This is a genomic window from Nocardioides euryhalodurans (assembly GCF_004564375.1).
GTDB lineage: Bacteria > Actinomycetota > Actinomycetes > Propionibacteriales > Nocardioidaceae > Nocardioides > Nocardioides euryhalodurans.
On record NZ_CP038267.1, the window covers coordinates 3,444,252 to 3,460,288 of the forward strand.

The 16,037-nt window shown below is 71.2% G+C and carries 17 protein-coding genes; 12 read left to right on the forward strand and 5 right to left on the reverse strand.

All coding sequences use genetic code 11. The features are described 5' to 3' along the window. Positions 1-4: 4 nt before the first annotated feature. Both ku and EXE57_RS16715 read right to left on the reverse strand, forming a co-directional pair. On the reverse strand, positions 5-874 hold the full coding sequence (ku, locus tag EXE57_RS16710) for a non-homologous end joining protein Ku (protein WP_135079446.1): 870 nt from the start codon (positions 872-874) through the stop codon (positions 5-7). Positions 875-899: 25 nt separating this feature from the next. Further along, positions 900-1,274 (reverse strand): nuclear transport factor 2 family protein, encoded by a 375-nt coding sequence (locus tag EXE57_RS16715; protein WP_135079448.1) that lies wholly within the window; start codon positions 1,272-1,274, stop codon positions 900-902. Positions 1,275-1,329: 55 nt separating this feature from the next. Between EXE57_RS16715 and EXE57_RS16720 the strand changes: the two genes are divergently transcribed. From EXE57_RS16720 to EXE57_RS16755, 8 genes are all read left to right on the forward strand, one after another. Next, positions 1,330-2,052 (forward strand): VOC family protein, encoded by a 723-nt coding sequence (locus EXE57_RS16720; RefSeq protein ID WP_135079450.1) that lies wholly within the window; start codon positions 1,330-1,332, stop codon positions 2,050-2,052. A gap of 19 nt (positions 2,053-2,071) precedes the next feature. Then, positions 2,072-2,986, forward strand: a complete 915-nt coding sequence (gene ligD, locus EXE57_RS16725) for a non-homologous end-joining DNA ligase (RefSeq protein WP_135079452.1) — start codon at positions 2,072-2,074, stop codon at positions 2,984-2,986. Next, positions 2,983-3,687, forward strand: a complete 705-nt coding sequence (locus tag EXE57_RS16730) for a L,D-transpeptidase family protein (protein ID WP_135079454.1) — start codon at positions 2,983-2,985, stop codon at positions 3,685-3,687. The genes ligD (EXE57_RS16725) and EXE57_RS16730 overlap by 4 nt, the downstream gene beginning before the upstream one ends. Continuing rightward, positions 3,684-4,589, forward strand: coding sequence for a non-homologous end-joining DNA ligase (ligD, locus tag EXE57_RS16735; RefSeq protein ID WP_135079456.1), 906 nt, complete (start codon positions 3,684-3,686; stop codon positions 4,587-4,589). The genes EXE57_RS16730 and ligD (EXE57_RS16735) overlap by 4 nt, the downstream gene beginning before the upstream one ends. A 274-nt stretch (positions 4,590-4,863) precedes the next feature. Then, positions 4,864-5,418 carry a S26 family signal peptidase gene (locus EXE57_RS16740; RefSeq protein WP_135079458.1) on the forward strand — a complete coding sequence of 185 codons (555 nt, stop codon included), beginning with the start codon at positions 4,864-4,866 and terminating at the stop codon, positions 5,416-5,418. Between the two features lie 67 nt (positions 5,419-5,485). Next, a complete protein-coding gene (locus EXE57_RS16745; protein WP_167305949.1) occupies positions 5,486-6,175 on the forward strand; it encodes a response regulator transcription factor in 690 nt (229 codons plus the stop codon). Then, positions 6,168-7,343 carry a sensor histidine kinase gene (locus EXE57_RS16750; RefSeq protein WP_135079462.1) on the forward strand — a complete coding sequence of 392 codons (1,176 nt, stop codon included), beginning with the start codon at positions 6,168-6,170 and terminating at the stop codon, positions 7,341-7,343. The genes EXE57_RS16745 and EXE57_RS16750 overlap by 8 nt, the downstream gene beginning before the upstream one ends. Positions 7,344-7,413: 70 nt before the next feature. Then, positions 7,414-8,622 carry a thiolase family protein gene (locus EXE57_RS16755; protein WP_244246880.1) on the forward strand — a complete coding sequence of 403 codons (1,209 nt, stop codon included), beginning with the start codon at positions 7,414-7,416 and terminating at the stop codon, positions 8,620-8,622. Positions 8,623-8,776: 154 nt separating this feature from the next. Here EXE57_RS16755 and EXE57_RS16760 read toward each other — a convergent pair whose 3' ends face one another. Together EXE57_RS16760 and EXE57_RS16765 are read right to left on the reverse strand one after the other, a co-directional pair. Next, positions 8,777-9,256 carry a PKD domain-containing protein gene (locus tag EXE57_RS16760; RefSeq protein WP_135079465.1) on the reverse strand — a complete coding sequence of 160 codons (480 nt, stop codon included), beginning with the start codon at positions 9,254-9,256 and terminating at the stop codon, positions 8,777-8,779. Between the two features lie 323 nt (positions 9,257-9,579). Next, a complete protein-coding gene (locus EXE57_RS16765) occupies positions 9,580-10,101 on the reverse strand; it encodes a hypothetical protein (RefSeq protein ID WP_135079467.1) in 522 nt (173 codons plus the stop codon). Positions 10,102-10,394: 293 nt separating this feature from the next. Here EXE57_RS16765 and EXE57_RS16770 point away from each other — a divergent pair, with 293 nt between their 5' ends. Both EXE57_RS16770 and EXE57_RS16775 read left to right on the forward strand, forming a co-directional pair. After that, positions 10,395-11,786: a M1 family metallopeptidase gene (locus tag EXE57_RS16770; RefSeq protein ID WP_208542891.1), complete on the forward strand. Its 1,392-nt coding sequence runs from the start codon at positions 10,395-10,397 to the stop codon at positions 11,784-11,786. A 101-nt stretch (positions 11,787-11,887) separates the two neighbouring features. Then, positions 11,888-13,084, forward strand: coding sequence for a TadA family conjugal transfer-associated ATPase (locus EXE57_RS16775; protein ID WP_244246881.1), 1,197 nt, complete (start codon positions 11,888-11,890; stop codon positions 13,082-13,084). 108 nt (positions 13,085-13,192) lie between these two features. On the opposite strand, the gene EXE57_RS19845 is transcribed toward EXE57_RS16775, so the two are convergent. Continuing rightward, positions 13,193-13,360 (reverse strand): hypothetical protein, encoded by a 168-nt coding sequence (locus EXE57_RS19845; protein WP_167305950.1) that lies wholly within the window; start codon positions 13,358-13,360, stop codon positions 13,193-13,195. 312 nt (positions 13,361-13,672) lie between these two features. Here EXE57_RS19845 and EXE57_RS16780 point away from each other — a divergent pair, with 312 nt between their 5' ends. Beyond that, positions 13,673-15,178, forward strand: coding sequence for a hypothetical protein (locus EXE57_RS16780; protein ID WP_208542892.1), 1,506 nt, complete (start codon positions 13,673-13,675; stop codon positions 15,176-15,178). Then, positions 15,175-16,035, forward strand: coding sequence for a hypothetical protein (locus EXE57_RS16785; protein ID WP_208542893.1), 861 nt, complete (start codon positions 15,175-15,177; stop codon positions 16,033-16,035). Before EXE57_RS16780 ends, EXE57_RS16785 begins: the two co-directional genes overlap by 4 nt. The last annotated feature ends 2 nt before the right edge of the window (positions 16,036-16,037 follow it).

The window sequence follows — 16,037 nt, forward strand, 5'->3', positions numbered from 1 at the left end:
CGGGCTAGCTGGCCTTCTTCTTCGCCGTCTTCTTGGCGGCGGACTTCTTGGCCGGCTTCTTCTTCGCGGCCTTCGCGGACTTCTCCGTCCCGTCGGACTCGCCGCGGGAGTCCTTGGCGGCCTGCACCGACTTCTGGAGCGCGGCCAGCAGGTCGACGACCTCGCCGGAGGACTTGGTCGACGTCGGGGTCCGCTTGATCTCACCACCCTCGATCTTGGCCTTCACGAGCTCCTGGACGGCCTCGGCGTAGTCGTCCTCGAACTCCGAGGCGTCGAAGTCGCCGGCCAAGGTGTCGACCAGCATCGTGGCCATCTTGACCTCGGCGTCCTTGACCTCGCCGCCCTCGATGGAGAAGTCGGGCTTGCGGATCTCGTCGGGCCACATCATCGTCTGCAGCACGATCACGTCGTCCTTGACCCGCAGCACCGCGATCGTGGTCCGCTGGCGCAGCGCCACGGTGACCACGGCCATCCGGTCGGCGTCGAGCAGGGCCTGCCGGAGCAGGGCGTACGGCTTGGCGCCGGTCTTCTCGGGCTCGAGGTAGTAGGACTTCTCGAGCAGCATCGGGTCGATCTGGTCGCTCGGCACGAACTTCTCGACCGCGATCTCCCGCGAGGACGTCACCGGCAGGTCGGCCATGTCGTCGTCGCTGAGGATGACCATCTCGCCGTCCTCGGTCTCGTAGCCCTTGGCGATGTCGGCGTACGCGACCTCCTCGCCGTCGATCGAGCAGACCCGTTGGTACTTGATGCGTCCGCCGTCCTTGGCGTGCACCTGTCGGAAGGACACGTCGTGGGACTCGGTCGCCGAGTAGAGCTTGACGGGCACGTTGACCAGGCCGAAGCTGACCGAGCCCTTCCAGATCGCACGCATGGGACGAGGGTAGCCCTGAGGCCGCTCAGAATCGCTCGACGAGGTGGCCGCGACCGGGCGGCGGCTCGTACGGCTCGGGCCAGAAGTCGTCGACCCGGCGCACCAGCCCGTCGCCGTCGAAGGTGAAGAAGTGGAGCCCGGTGAGCCGCTCCTCGCCCACCGCGACGTCGGTCCAGGCGACCCCGCCCGCAGCGTCGGCCACGACGCGCCGGACCGTGACGTGCCAGTCGCCGGGGAACTCGGCGTTGAAGCGGACGTACGCCTCGCGTCCGCGCACCCGCTCTCGGGTCTGCGGCACCTCGTAGAGGACGTCGGGCGCGAGCGTGGCGGCGAAGCCCTCCCAGTCGCGTCGCTCGGCGGCGTCCCAGTAGTGACGGATCGTCTCCGCGTGGTCGGTCATGGGCCCATGACAGCAGGCACCACCGACAGCGGGTCCCACATCTAGGCTGAAGCCCATGTACCTCGAGAACGTCGTGTTCGACGCGGCCGAACCCCGGCGCCTCGGTCGTTTCTGGGAGGCGGCGCTGGGCTGCGAGACGCTCACCGACGAGCCCGCCGGCTACGAGACCCGGCTGGCGATCGAGGGCGGGCCGGAGCTCGACCTGTGCTTCCAACCGGTCCCCGAGCGGCCGGCCGAGCCCCTGCGCCTCCACCTCGACCTGCGCGGCACCGAGCGGCAGCGGCAGACCGTCGAGCGGCTGCTCGGCCTGGGCGCGAGCCCGCTCGACATCGGCCAGGGCGACGTCCCGTGGGTGGTCCTCGCCGACCCCGAAGGCAACCCCTTCTGCGTGATGGAGGACCGCGACGCCTACTCCGACACCGGTCCGCTCGCCGCGCTGCCGCTGGACTCCGCCGACCCGGCGCGCGACGCGCTGCTGTGGGCGTGGCTCACCGGCTGGACGGAGGCCCCCGGGACGGCGGCCGTCAGCCTGCGTCACCCCTCGCGCCGTGGCCCGCTGCTCGAGCTGTGCGAGGAGGCGGGCCCGAAGGGACCGGAGAAGAACCGGATCCACCTCGACGTACGGCTCGAGCAGGGCGACGACCCCGACCTGGTCGCCCTGGGTGTCGCCGAGCGTGGCGGCCGCGAGGTGCTGCACCCCGACTGGGGAGACCTGCCGTGGCGCTTCTTCGTCGACGGCTCCGGCAACGAGTTCTGCCTGCTGCCGGCCCGGGGCTGACGTGGCGGAGCTGCGGCCGATGCTCGCCACCCACACCGACCACGTCCCGGTCGGTGAGGGCTGGCACCACGAGGTGAAGTGGGACGGCGTCCGCGTCCTCGTGGACGTGGTCGACGGCCGTACCCGGATGCTGAGCCGCAACGGCAACGTCGTCACCGCCGCCTGGCCCGACCTGGCCGAGCCGCCGCTGGGGGAGCGGGACCTGCTCGTCGACGGCGAGGTGATCGCGCTCAACGACCGCGGGATCCCCGACTTCCGCGTTCTGCAGCACCGGATGCACGTCCGCAAGGCCTCCGACGCCACCCGACTGGCCGAGCAGATCCCCGCGACGCTGATGGTCTTCGACCTGCTGCGCCTCGACGGCGAGGACCTCACCGGTCGCCCGCTGGCCGAGCGTCGCCGGCTGCTGGAGGGCCTGGAGCTGTCGGAGACCCGCTGGCAGGTCCCCGCGGTGTACGACGACGGGCAGATGCTCTGGGACGCGACCGGCCAGCAGGGGCTGGAGGGCGTGGTCAGCAAGCGCCTCACCTCGCGCTACCGCTTCGACACCCGCAGCAAGGACTGGCTCAAGCGGGCCCACCGCCACCGCGGCTCCTTCGTGGTGGGCGGCTGGCGTCCCCAGGTCGGCACCTCCGACCGGCTGGCCGCGCTGCTGGTGGGGGAGCCGACGGCCGAGGGACTGCTCTACCGGGGCCGGGTCGGCAGCGGCATCACCGGCGCGACCGCCCGCATGCTGCAGGAGCGGCTGGCGCCGCTCCACCTCGCCGCGAGCCCGTTCGCCGACGAGGTGCCGCGGGTCGACGCGCTCGGCACGACCTGGGTCGAGCCGGTCGTGGTCGTCGACATCGACACCCACGGCCTTGGTTACGATCGCCTGCGCCAGCCGTCGTTCCAGGGTGTCCGCACCGACCTGACCCCGGAGGATCTCTCGTGAAGAAGCTGCTCGTCCTCGTGCTCCTGGCCACCGCCCTCGTCGCCGCCCCCTCCGCGACCCCGACCGCCGCGGCCGGCGCCGGCAGCGTGGTGCTCGACGGCGTCACCGTGAAGCCGAGACCCGGCACCCGCCAGGTCGTGACGGTCAACCGGACCCGGGGGTGGCGCGCGCGCGTCGTCTTCTGGGGACGCCACGACGGCCGCTGGCAGCGCCAGTTCACCGCCACCGACGGGCGGATCGGCTACAACGGGCTGGTGCGCCCGACCCGGCGGGTGCAGGGCTCGGGCACCACCCCGCTCGGCACCTTCCGGCTGCCCTACTCCTTCGGCATGCACCCGCAGCGCGACGCCTGGGACCCCAGCTATCGCCGGGTCCGCCGCGGCGACTACTGGGTGCTCGACAACCAGTCCGCCCACTACAACCGCTACCGCAACAGGCGGCAGGGCGGCTTCCGCTGGCGGCTGGGCTCGAGCCACCCCGACAGCTCCGAGCGGCTCAAGGACTACCCCCAGCAGTATGAGTGGGCGGTCGTCACCAGCTTCAACCGGCGCCAGGTCAAGCGCCGGGGCGGGGCGATCTTCCTGCACGTCAACGGCAGCGGGGCGACCGCCGGCTGCGTGAGCGCGCCCCGCTGGTTCCTCAAGCGCGCCGTACGCCGGCTCTCGTCCGGGGCCGCGCCCGTCATCGCGATCGGCCGGTGACCGAGGTCCGGGTCGACGTCGAGGGGCGCACGCTCACGCTGAGCAACCTCGACAAGGTGCTCTATCCCCGCACCGGCACCACCAAGGGCGAGGTGATCGACTACTACGCCCGGATCGCGCCCGTGATGCTGCCGCACCTCGCCCACCGCTGCGTCACCCGCGTGCGCTGGCCGCACGGCGTGGCGGGCAGCAGCTTCTTCGAGAAGAACGCCCCGGCCGGCACGCCCTCCTGGGTCCACACGGCGAAGGTCCCCACGACCGGCTCGCGGGGGGAGTCCCGGCACGGCGACACCCTCGTCTTCCCGATCGTCGACGACCTCGCGACGCTCACCTGGCTGGCCAACCTCGCGGCGCTCGAGCTGCACGTCCACCAGTGGACGGTCGGCTCCCGCGGCCAGCCGCGCAACCCCGACCGGCTCGTCATCGACCTCGACCCCGGCGAGGGTGCGGGTCTCCACGAGTGCGCGTCGGTCGCGCTGCTGGTCCGTGGCAAGCTCGCCGAGCGCGACCTCGAGGCGTGGCCGGTCACCAGCGGCAGCAAGGGCCTCCACCTCTACGCGCACCTCCCCGGCAGGCTCGACCCGGAGGGGTCCACGGGGCTCGCCAAGGAGGTCGCCGAGGAGCTGCAGCAGGAGCACCCGAAGGCCATCACCGCGACCATGACCAAGGCGCGGCGCTCGGGCAAGGTGTTCCTCGACTGGTCGCAGAACGCCGGCTCCAAGACCACGCTGTCGCCGTACTCCCTCCGGGGTCGCGACAAGCCCTGGGTCGCGACCCCCGTCACCTGGGACGAGGTGGAGGCCGGCGCGGAGGACCCGCTGGCCCTCGAGCAGCTCCGGTTCGAGGAGGTCCTCGACCGCGTCGCCGACCACGGCGACCTGCTCACCGGCCTCTCCCGCTGACAGCGGCCCGGCGACGCGCCGGCGGGTTACCGATCTGTGCACCGATCGTGCACGGAGGGTGGGCCCGATGTGGTCGCGAACGTCCTAACGTGGGACACGTCCCGTTCGCAGGATGAAGCTTTTCGGGGACGTGCGATCAAGGTGATGGTCGGTCTCGTGGAGGGGGCGAGACCGACCCGAACGACAGGCTTGGGTCTGGGTGGCTGCCGGATTGGGGGGAGTCCGGTGGCCACCCGGCTCATCTGCTTCGACGACACCTGGGGGACCCGTTCCGATGGAGATCACCACGCGACCTCGGTCGCACCGTTGGCGGCGCTGGGGAGCGCGGCTGTGGTTGGTCACGATCCTGATGGCGGTCGGGCTGCTCGTCCCGGCCGCGCTCGGCCTGAGCCAGGACCCGGTCGCCGACGACACCATGGCCGGCAGCCTCGACCGCGGCTCGCTGGTCTTCGGCCGCCCGGTCCGCGCCGTCGAGGGACTCGCGGTGGGCGACGTGATCAGCTTCCGTGCGCCGCCTCCCGGCAGTCGGGAGATGGTCACCCGGCGCGTCGTCGCGATCGACGGCGGGCAGGTCTGGACGCGCGGTGACGCCGTCCTCGACCCCGACCCGTGGGTGCTGCAGGGCAACACGGCCGAGCCGGTGCGGGTCGTCTTCGCGCTCCCGCTCGCCGGCTACCCGCAGCTGCTGATGCCGTGGCTCACCTGGGCCGTGGTGGCGCTGCTTCTCTCCTGCGCCGCGGTGGCGGTCTCGGTGCTCGCCCGTCGTCAGGCCGGACGTGAACGTGTGGTGACGAGCCCCGGGCGGGACCGTGCGCCGGCCGTCGCCTGAGGACCCGCTCGCGGCGCGTTCGCGGGATGAGCCGTACGACGCACCACGTGGGCCTATGCTCGACCGCATGGCAAGGGTCTTGATCGTGGAGGACGAGGAGGACATCGCGTTCCCGCTCGTCCGCACGCTCGAGCGCGAGGGGTACGACGTCGAGTGGATCGACAGCGGGACGAAGGCGCTGGAGCAGATGCGCAGCACCTTCGCGGACGTGGTGATCCTCGACCTCGGACTGCCCGACATCGACGGGCTCGAGGTCTGCCAGCGGGCCCGCAAGGAGGGCTTCACGGGCGCGATCATGATCGTGACGGCCCGCGCCGGCGAGCTCGACCGGGTGGTCGGGCTCGACTACGGCGCCGACGACTACCTCGCCAAGCCGTTCGGCCTCGCCGAGCTCCAGGCCCGGGTCCGGGCGCTGCTGCGGCGTACCGGCCAGGCCGGAGGGGAGGACGGTGGGTCGGGACGGACCGAGATCGCGGTCGACCACGACGCCCGGCGTGCCTTCTACGGCGACACCGAGGTGTCGCTGACCGGCAAGGAGTTCGACGTCCTCGACATCCTGGTCGCCCACCGCGGCAAGGTGGTCTCCCGCGACCGGCTGATGGCCGAGGTGTGGGACGCCAACTGGTACGGCTCCACCAAGACCCTCGACGTCACGATCGGCCGGCTTCGCAGCAAGCTGGAGGGTGCAGGGGTGAGCGAGCGCGTGGTCGCGGTCCGCGGGGTGGGATTCCGCCTCGAGGGGCCCGACGATGCGTGAGCGGCTCGCCGCCGCCTTCGTCGCGCTCGCCGTCGCCGTCCTGCTGCTCGCGGGAGGACTCCGCCTGATCGCCCTGCAGGAGGTGCTGCGCGACGCGGCCCTCGCCCAGGTGCGCCAGGACACCAGCCTGCTGTCGGCCGTGATGCTCGAGCGGCGGCGCGCCCGGGAGCCGGTCACCGAGGAGCTGCTCGAGCGCCTGGTCGGCGCCGACATGCAGCTCGACTTCGTCGCGCGCGACGGCGTGGAGATGACCGTCACCGGCCCGGCGTTCGGGGAGGGCGAGGGTGAGGTGGTCTCGGCCTCCCGGCAGTCACCGGCCGGGACGATCACCTTGAGCACGCAGACCGGCGGTGCCCTCGAGACCTTCGTCCGGGACCCCTGGTCGGTGGTGACGCTGGGCCTGCTCGTCGCTCTCCTCGCCGGACTCGCGGGCTGGTGGATGGCGATCCGGCTCTCGGCGCCCTTCCAGCAGCTCGCGGTCGCGGCCGCCGCCCTGGGTCGGGGTCGGTTCGACCTGTCCCTGCCGCGCACCCGGGTGCCGGAGGCGCGCGCGATCAGTCGCGCGCTGGAGGTGAGCGCCGCCCAGCTGGAGGCGCGGGTCTCGCGGGAGCGCGAGTTCGCCGAGCACGCGAGCCACGAGCTGCGCACCCCGCTGACCTCGCTGCGGATGGAGCTGGAGGACCTCACCCTGCGCGACGACGTCCCGGCCGACGTCAAGGACGCGGCCGGTCGGTGCATCGACCGGGTCGACTCGGTCAACGCCTCGGCCGACCAGCTGGTGGCGATGACCCGTAGCGGTGCGCTCGTGGAGGGGGCCGAGACCTCGCTGGAGGAGCTGGCCCGCGAGGTGGCCCAGCAGTGGGCCGACCAGCTCGCAGGCCGACGTACGGTCACGGCGGCCGTGGAGGGGGACCTCTCGGTGCGGCTGACGCCCGGTCCGCTGGAGCAGCTCCTCGAGCTGCTGCTGAGCGACGTGAAGCTGGGGCGCGGTCCGGTGCGGCTGGTGTTCGTCGGCGACGAGGGCCACGTCCGGGCGCGGCTCGTGCCCGCCGACCCCGGCCACCGGCAGGGCCTCGATGCGGCGACGGCACTGGCGCGGTCGCACGGCGGGCGGATCTCGGAGAGCGCCGAGGGCAGCGACGTCGAGATCCTGCTCCCGCGCCGCTGACCCCGCGCGAGCGACCTCTACGGTGGTCACCCCGGTGCCGTCGGCGCGCCGGCGTGGGAGGAGACCCGACGTGACCACCGACTGCTTCGTCTACGCCTCGGCGCGCACCCCCTTCGGCCGCTTCGGGGGCGCGCTCGCGGGTGTCCGGCCCGACGACCTGGCGGCCACCGCGCTGCGCGGCGCGCTCGACAAGGCACCCTCGCTCGACCCTGCCGAGATCGGCGACGTCGTCTGGGGCAACGCCAACGGGGCCGGCGAGGACAACCGCAACGTCGGCCGGATGGCGGTGCTGCTCGCGGGGCTGCCGACCTCGGTCCCGGGGACCACCGTCAACCGGCTCTGCGGCTCCTCCCTCGACGCGGTGATGACCGGCTCGCGGACGGTCGAGACCGGCGACGCCGACGTGGTGGTCGCCGGCGGCGTGGAGTCGATGACGCGCGCGCCGTGGGTGCTGCCCAAGCCGTCCCGCGGCTTCCCGGCCGGCGACGCGACCGCGGTCTCGACGACGCTGGGCTGGCGGCTCGTCAACGAGCGGATGCCCCGGGAGTGGACGGTCTCGCTCGGCGAGGCCAACGAGCTGCTGGCCGACGAGCTCGGCATCTCGCGGGACCGGCAGGACGCGTTCGCCGCTGCCAGCCACGTGTCGGCCGCGGCGGCGTGGGACGCGGGCCGCTACGACGACCTCGTCGTCGCCGTGCCCGGTGTCGACCTGGACCGTGACGAGGGCATCCGGCCCGACAGCAGCCCGGCATCGTTGGCCGGGCTCAAGCCGGTCTTCCGGCCCGACGGGACGATCACCGCGGGAAACGCCTCGCCCCTCAACGACGGCGCCTCGGCGGTGCTGCTCGGGTCGGAGGCTGCCCGCAGCAGCCTCGGGATCGACCCGGTGGCGCGGGTGGCGGGCCGGGCGGCGTACGCCCTGGAGCCGCAGCGCTTCGGCTTCGCTCCGGTCGAGGCCGCGAACCGGGCGCTCCAGCGGGCGGGAATCGGCTGGGCGGACGTCGGGGCGGTGGAGCTCAACGAGGCCTTCGCCGTCCAGAGCGTGGCGTGCGTCGACGCCTGGCTGGAGCGCGGGCTCGCCGACCGCGGGCTGGTCAATGCCTGGGGCGGGGCGATCGCCATCGGCCACCCGCTCGGCGCCTCGGGTGCCCGGGTCGTGTCGACGCTGGCGGCCCGGCTGGTCGCCGAGCGTGCACGGTGGGGTGTTGCCGCGATCTGCATCGGGGTCGGCCAGGGGCTGGCGGTCGTGCTCGAGAACGTGACGGACGGCGCGTCGTGAATGCCGAGTCGGCGCTTCCTCGCGCGCGCAAGATGCCGAGTGGGCGCTTCCTCGTGTTCGCATGGTTCCGAGTCGGCACTGCCTCACCCACGTTCTCTGCGAAGCGGAGCCGGCTCGGCACCACCAGCCCGCGAGTTCACGCCGACTCGGCGGCTCAGTCCTGGGCCCCGACCAGCTGGGGGCTGGCCGAGCGGACCTGCAGGTCGACGGGTTCGCCGCTGACGGTGAGGCTCCCGGGGATCGTCTGCCAGGCGTCGCCGTTGACGCGGTAACGACCCTCGTAGGTCGTGTCCACGCTCGGGCTGACCGCCCCCGGGTCGGCGTAGTCGTGGGTGACGTCGAGGTCGGGGTAGGGGCTGCCGGGGCTGCTGGTCTCGAGCACCGCGCCGTCCCCGAACTGCCACGCGTACGACGTCGGCCGCGCCTCGATCGTCACCTCCTGACCGAGGAGGGTGACGGTCTGGGTGGTGGCCGCGGTGGTGCGGGTGAAGAAGTTGGTGTCGAAGTTGATGAGCGTCTGCCCGTCCGGTGGCTGCACCTCCAGCCTTGCCGCCGGCCACGAGAGGCGCTGGAACTCGCGCTGCACCATGGCCGGTGTGATGACGGCGAGCTCTGCCTCCTCTGCTGGAGTCACGCAGCTAATGCCCAATGGCTCCACCGCCCCCGTCTCCACGTTGATGCGGGAGATGACGTACCAAGCGCCGACGGATCCGGAGCCGTCCCGACAGACTCTTTCGGTCCGGACGCACTGTTCCCCTTGCTTGCACCTGGCCTCGTACTCGTACCGGTACTGATTCGCGCCGCCAACGGCTGCGGTGGCCACCCCGCCCATCGCGTCCGTCTCGCATTGAATAGCTGCAACGGTGATGCCGACAGTGTCGTCGCACGATTCGCTTCTCGCATCGGCTCCAGGAGCCGTGGGAAGGACGAGTGCCAGGCTCGCAGCGACTTGGACGATCATGAGGGGAGCCTCGTGAAGTCTGAAACGAGCCAGCCTTCATTCGTCCGCTCCAGGTCGAACTCCATGGTTATGACGCCTCCCGTGCCGCGTTCGACCGGGCTGTTGGCCGTCGCCTTGTATCGAGATGGGGATACCTCCACCTCTGCCCTCAGACCGGTCGCTCGGGGTCGCTCGTAGATCACGGACGGCGACCCCTTGATGCTCCAGCCATCCGACCTGAGGTAACCGCCGCGGTCGTGAGCAGTCACCACGATCCGGATCACCTCTTCGCAGGTAGCGCAGGCCTGCGATAGGGAACGCAACGCCTGTGGCTCGCCCGTGCTTTCGAACTCGGTGTACGTGGCTAGCCAGGCGTCCAGGACCTCCTCCGGCGACTGCGCCTCCGGCACCGCGGACGTCTCGGACTCGGAGGGCGAGGGTGAGTCCGGGGGGTCCGCGAAGCGGGGCTGCGGCTCGTCCTGGCAGCCGGCCAGCAGCAGCACGCCGGTGATCGCGGCGGCAATGAGTCGTCGTGACATCTGGTGCCTTCCCGAGAGGTCCTGCTCCGCGAACCTACCCACGATCCGCGGCCGCCTCCACCCCTCCGCACCCGCCTGTGGAGGAACCCGACGGCGCCGGGAGACGTCCAGACCGGACCGATCGGGGGATCCCGGTGAGGCCGCTGCACGGCTAGTGTCGAGGGCTGACGAAGGGGGGCGTCATGGGCGCTGCGTCGAGGACACGTCGGACACTGGTCACAGGAGCGGTCGGGATCGCGGTGCTCGTCGCACCAGCCGTCGCGGTCGGGGTGCCGGGAGGGGGGCCACGGTTCGTGGCCGGTGCAAGTGGCGCCGGTGATCCGTACTTCCCGTACTCGGGCAACGGCGGCTACGACGTCCAGAGCTACGACCTGGACCTGACCTACACGCCGCCGGCGGCGGCGCCCGCGCCGCTGACCGGTCAGCTCGACGGCGTGGCGACGATCCGGCTCGAGGCCACGCAGGACCTGGCGCGGTTCAACCTCGACCTGCGCGGTCTCGACGCCAGCCGCGTGACCATCGACGGCAAGACCGCCAAGGAGATCGCCCCGCCCGCCGACGGCACCGAGGTCGACGGACGCAAGTTCTGGCAGGTGCAGGAGGACGCCGACCGGGAGTGGGAGCTGGTCATCCAGCCCCGCCCCAAGATCAAGGCCGGGCGGACGGTCACGGTGGTCGTCCACTACGGCGGCCCCACGACCAGGCCCACCGACATCGAGGGCGTCCTCTACGGCTGGGTCACGACGCGCGACGGCGCGATGGTCGTCAACGAACCCGACGGTGCGATGACCTGGTACCCCGTGAGCGACCACCCCACCGACAAGGCCGCGTACCGCTTCGAGATCACCGTTCCCGAGGGCAAGGTCGCCGTGGCGAACGGGCTCCCCGCGCGCGAGCCGAGGACCGAGGACGGCTGGACGACCTGGTGGTGGGACGCCCCCGACCAGCAGGCCAGCTACCTCAGCACCGCCTCCGTCGGCGACTACGACCTGCGCCGGACCGAGACCGCCAGCGGCCTGCCGATCATCGACGCGGTGGACGACGCCCTGACGCCCGGCAACCTGGCTGTGACCAACGCCAGCCTCGCCCTGCAGCCCGAGATGATCGAGTTCCTGGAGATGTTCGGGCCGTACCCGTTCAACTCGTTCGGGTCGATCGTGGACGACGACACCGTGGGCTACGCGCTGGAGACCCAGACGCGTCCGGTCTACTCCCGGGTGGCACGCGAGAGCACGGTGATGCACGAGCTCGCCCACCAGTGGTTCGGCAACGCGGTCAGCCCCTTCCGGTGGGCCGACATCTGGCTCAACGAGGGCTGGGCCACGTACGCCACGTGGATCTGGGCCGAGGACCAGGGTGACGGCACGGCGCAGGAGGCGTTCGACGAGGTCATGGCCATCCCGGCCGACGACCCGTTCTGGACCACCGTGGTCGCCGACCCGGGACCGTTCGGGCTGTTCCTCGGGCCGATCTACGACCGTGGTGCCGCGACCCTGTTCGCGCTGCGGCAGAAGATCGGGGCCGCGGCCTTCCTCGAGGGCGCCCAGCAGTGGGTGGTGCGCTACAGCGACGGGACCGCGAGCACGGCCGACTTCCAGACGCTGATGGAGGAGGTCTCGGGGCAGGACCTCGAGCAGTTCTTCGACGTCTGGGTGCGCACCGGGGAGAAGCCCACGACCTGGTGACCGACGTCGCGGTTCTCCACAGATCGGCCGCCACCCCTCCCGTTCCCGGGTAAAGACTCGTAAGTTGCCGGGCAGGAACCTCACTCGGGACGGGGGCCCAGATGTCGGTGACCGACGCGCACGTCGCCCTCGTGGCGACCCTCGACGAACGTGTCCGTGACCTCGTCCGCCGTGACGGGGTCGACCCGCAGCGCGACGCCACCCTCGTCCGTCGCATCGCCGAGACCGTGGTCCGGGACCACGACCAGCGCTCCCTGACCGGTTCGGTGGCCCCGGTCGCCGACGTCGACTCCGTGGTGGGCGAGCTGGTGGCGCGGGTGTCGGGCTTCGGGCCGTTGCAGCCCTTCCTCGACGACCCCACCGTCGAGGAGATCTGGATCAACGACCCGAGCCGGGTCTTCATCGCCCGCAACGGCCGCCACGAGCTCACCAACCTGGTGCTGAGCACGGGGCAGGTGCAGGAGCTCGTGGAGCGGATGCTCAAGTCCAGCGGGCGGCGGATCGACATCTCGCGACCCTTCGTGGACGCGATGCTCCCTGACGGGCACCGGCTCCACGTCGTCCTCGAAGGGATCAGCAGGGGATTCTCCGCGGTCAACGTCCGCAAGTTCGTGCTGCGCGCGGCCAGCCTGCAGGGCCTGGTCGACCTCGGCTCCCTCCCGCCCCGCGCCGCTCGCTTCCTCGAGGCGTCGGTACGAGCCGGGCTCAACGTCCTCGTCGCGGGCGGCACCCAGGCCGGCAAGACCACCATGCTCAACTGCCTGTCCGCGGCGATCCCGGGCGGTGAGCGCGTCGTCAGCGTGGAGGAGGTCTTCGAGCTCCGCTTCCCCCACCCCGACTGGGTGCCCATGCAGACCCGGCAGGCCGGGCTCGAAGGAACCGGCGAGATCACCCTCCGCCAGCTGGTCAAGGAGAGCCTCCGGATGCGGCCCAGCAGGCTGCTCGTGGGCGAGGTCCGCTCCGAGGAGTGCATGGACCTGCTGCTCGCTCTCAACGCCGGACTGCCCGGCATGTGCACCATCCACGCCAACTCCGCCCGTGAGGCGCTGGTCAAGATGTGCACCCTGCCGCTCCTGGTCGGCGAGAACATCTCCGCGCGCTTCGTGGTGCGTTCACCAGGACACCGCGCTAAGCGTGCCAGCCCGTCCCCGGTTTGCGTGTTAGGACGCCGATATCGGGTGCATGCACGACACAACCACGGACACAACCCAGCCCGCACAGGCGCGCGAGGACCTCATCGAACAGGTCGCGCGCCTGTGGGCCGAGGGACTCGCCGCGCAGGACATGCGCACTGCTGAGCAGGCCGCTCGCGCTGCCGGTGCCTCCAAGCCAGAGGACATCACGGCCTGGGTTCGCGTCAACCGGCCTGGCGAGGCAACTGAGGACGAGCCGACCGCAGCCTGAGGCTAGAAGCCGGTGTCAGCCATGATCCGTAACAGGACCAACTTGAACACTGCGTCCACGTGATACACGGGCGGAGCCTCCATGCCGAGCGCTTCCCACTGCTCCGCGCGGTCCCGGATCACCTCGGTGACCTGACCGACGACCTCGTCGGTCCACTCGTCGGGCTCCATCTGGTCCACTCTGCCTCTGACGCGCATGGCTCCAGTGTGCCAACACGCGAACGGCCCGGCTCCCTGATCACAGGAGCCGGGCCGTTCGGCTGTCCGGGTACCGCGACCCTGTCAAACGCCTCGGTCCCCGGTGCACCGGCTGCCCTGTCAGTGGCTTCCGGTGCTGGTGTCAACCAGTGTTCATTGTGCCGCGGGGCACCGACAAGTGGGTCAGCCCTCGCCGCCGTGACGGTCCAGCAGCGGATAAGCGCAATCCCTGTGGTTGTCGGAGTCAGCGAATAACGTGCTCGCATGCCGCAACTCGGTCATTGGGTGCCCGACGACGCAATGTCGCGTCGTCTCAAGGCGTTCGCCTGCACCGCGCCGCTGCACGACCTCGACGCCCGCAAGACCCGGCTCGATTTCGCCGAGGCCGGGATCTACCAGATGGCAGAGATCGGACTCAAGGTCATCGACGAGGTCACCATCGCGATGGACTTCGACGGCGGCTCCGGCTACGAGCAGGTGATCCGCAGAGTGGTCCCGTTCGTGGCCGCCCAAGCCGCCGACCGGCCCGTCGACGAGCACGACTCGGTGGCCCGGTGGGTGCTGGACAACCTGATCAACGTCGGGTTGCAGAACCGCGAGTTCACCTCCGTCTACGGGACCCTCAACGTGCAGGGGCTCTACGAGAAGCGGGTCTGGTCCTTCCGGCTGCTGGAACAGGCCCACAACGTTGAGGGCGACATCTACCTGCGCGCCACCGACGAGGCGATCAACGTGCTGGTCGGGGCGCTGGACACCGACGTGGAGTCCGCGCAGGAGGCCGCCGAGACCAAACTGTCCAACCTGATCTCACGCGGCAGGCTCTCCGACGCCCAGTTGGCGGCCGAGCAGGCCCGGTGGCGGACCATCCAGTACGCCGAGCAGTTGCGCCGCAAACTCGACGCCACCCGCCGCGACGTGCGCACCGTGGACTGGGTGGAGGAGGTCCCCAACCTGATCGAGGAGGCGCTGAGCCACATCGAGGGCCGCACCAAGGCCGAGAACGCCATCCTCGCCAACATCACCACCACCCGCGACGACGCCACCGACCCGATACGGAAGAAGCAGGCCGCCGACCTGGTCGACATCGTCCGCGAGTGCCTGCGCCGCCACGCCACCTTGCAGGCCCGCCTCCAAGAGGCCGGGGCCTCGTTCCGGTCCGAGCAGGACCGGCAGCAGTTCTCCGGCGAGGTCCGCAAGGCCACCGTGGACCTGTTCGGACAACTCCTCGCCCCCACCCTCGACCTCACGCTGCATGACGCCGCCCAGGTCACCGGCGTGTTCTTCACCGCCGGAACCGGGATCACGGTGCGCCCGGCGACCCGGCTGATGGACCTGACCTACCTGCTGCTCACCCCGCCGATCGAACGCGACGACCTCGGCGAGGAACTGCCCGACATCGAGTTGGCTCCGGCCACCGACCCGGACGTGTTCGACGAGTACTTGTGGGAGCAGTCGGACAAGATCCTGTCGGTGGACGGCATCCCACGCCGCCTGTCCGGGCTGCTCGACGAGGCCCGCGAACTGGACCCGGACCTGCCACATCTGGTGGCGCTGCGGGTCTTGCACTCCTTCGGCCCCGAGATCGTCACCGCCGCCCGGCAGGGCGATGACCGGGTGCTGGTCGCCATCGATGACGGCACCCGACTCGATGACCCGCAGTTCGCGGGCGCGGACCTGCTGGTCGCTTACGCCCCGGTCAGCCTCGACCTTGCCGACCCCCACGACGACGCAGAGCCACCGACCCACACCACCGACGAGACCGTCACCGCACACCACGGGGGAGAGGGATGAGCCTCACTGACGACACCACCGAAGCGGCCCGCCTGATCGCGTTCGGGCTGCGCCCCAAGTTGCTGCCCGCCCGCGATCTCGAATACACCGACCTGGTGGTCCGCTACCACGAGGACGAGACCTTCGCCGACGTGGTGAAGGCCGTCGCCGACGGGTTCATGGTCACCGTGCTCGGCGTCTCCAAGGCCACCGGCATCGTGCTCGCCCCGCGCGAGGAGTCGGTGTTCGCGATGCGATTCGACGACTACGCCCGCCGCTCGGCGATGAGCGGACGCAGCGCCGACAAGGTCATCCACGGCCTCGCCCACGTCGCCATCGCCGCGCTCGCCTTCCCCCGCCCCGACGACCTTGCCAACGACACCTACGTCGGCACCGTCACCGTCGATGAGGTGGACGCGGTGATCCGGGAAGCCTGCCGGGTCCTCGAAGAGCGCGCCAAAGAGGCCGAGGAGAACAACGACCCGCTCGACACCGCCCCCGATCTGGAACGGGCGTGGCGGGCCTACTCCCGCCGCCCCGCCGCCACCGCCACCAAGGACGGGCGACTCGCCACCGACTCCACACGCGGCATGATCACCAAGGCGGTCCGGTTCCTCATCGACCAAGGGTTCCTCACCCAGCGCGCCAAGGACACCACCGGCGTCTTCAACACCACCCCGAAGTACCAGGTGCAGGTCCGCGAACTTGCCGCCACCGCCGCGTTCCGAGAACTGCTCGACCTCGGCGTGATCACCGTGACTGACCCGCGCGGCACCCTGAACATCTCACGACCCACCGGGTCCGCAGAACCGTCCGCCGCGTCGGGCGCAGAGCCGGTCGAGGCTAGCCAGCCGAGCCTCGTCGGCGAGGAAGGCTGAGC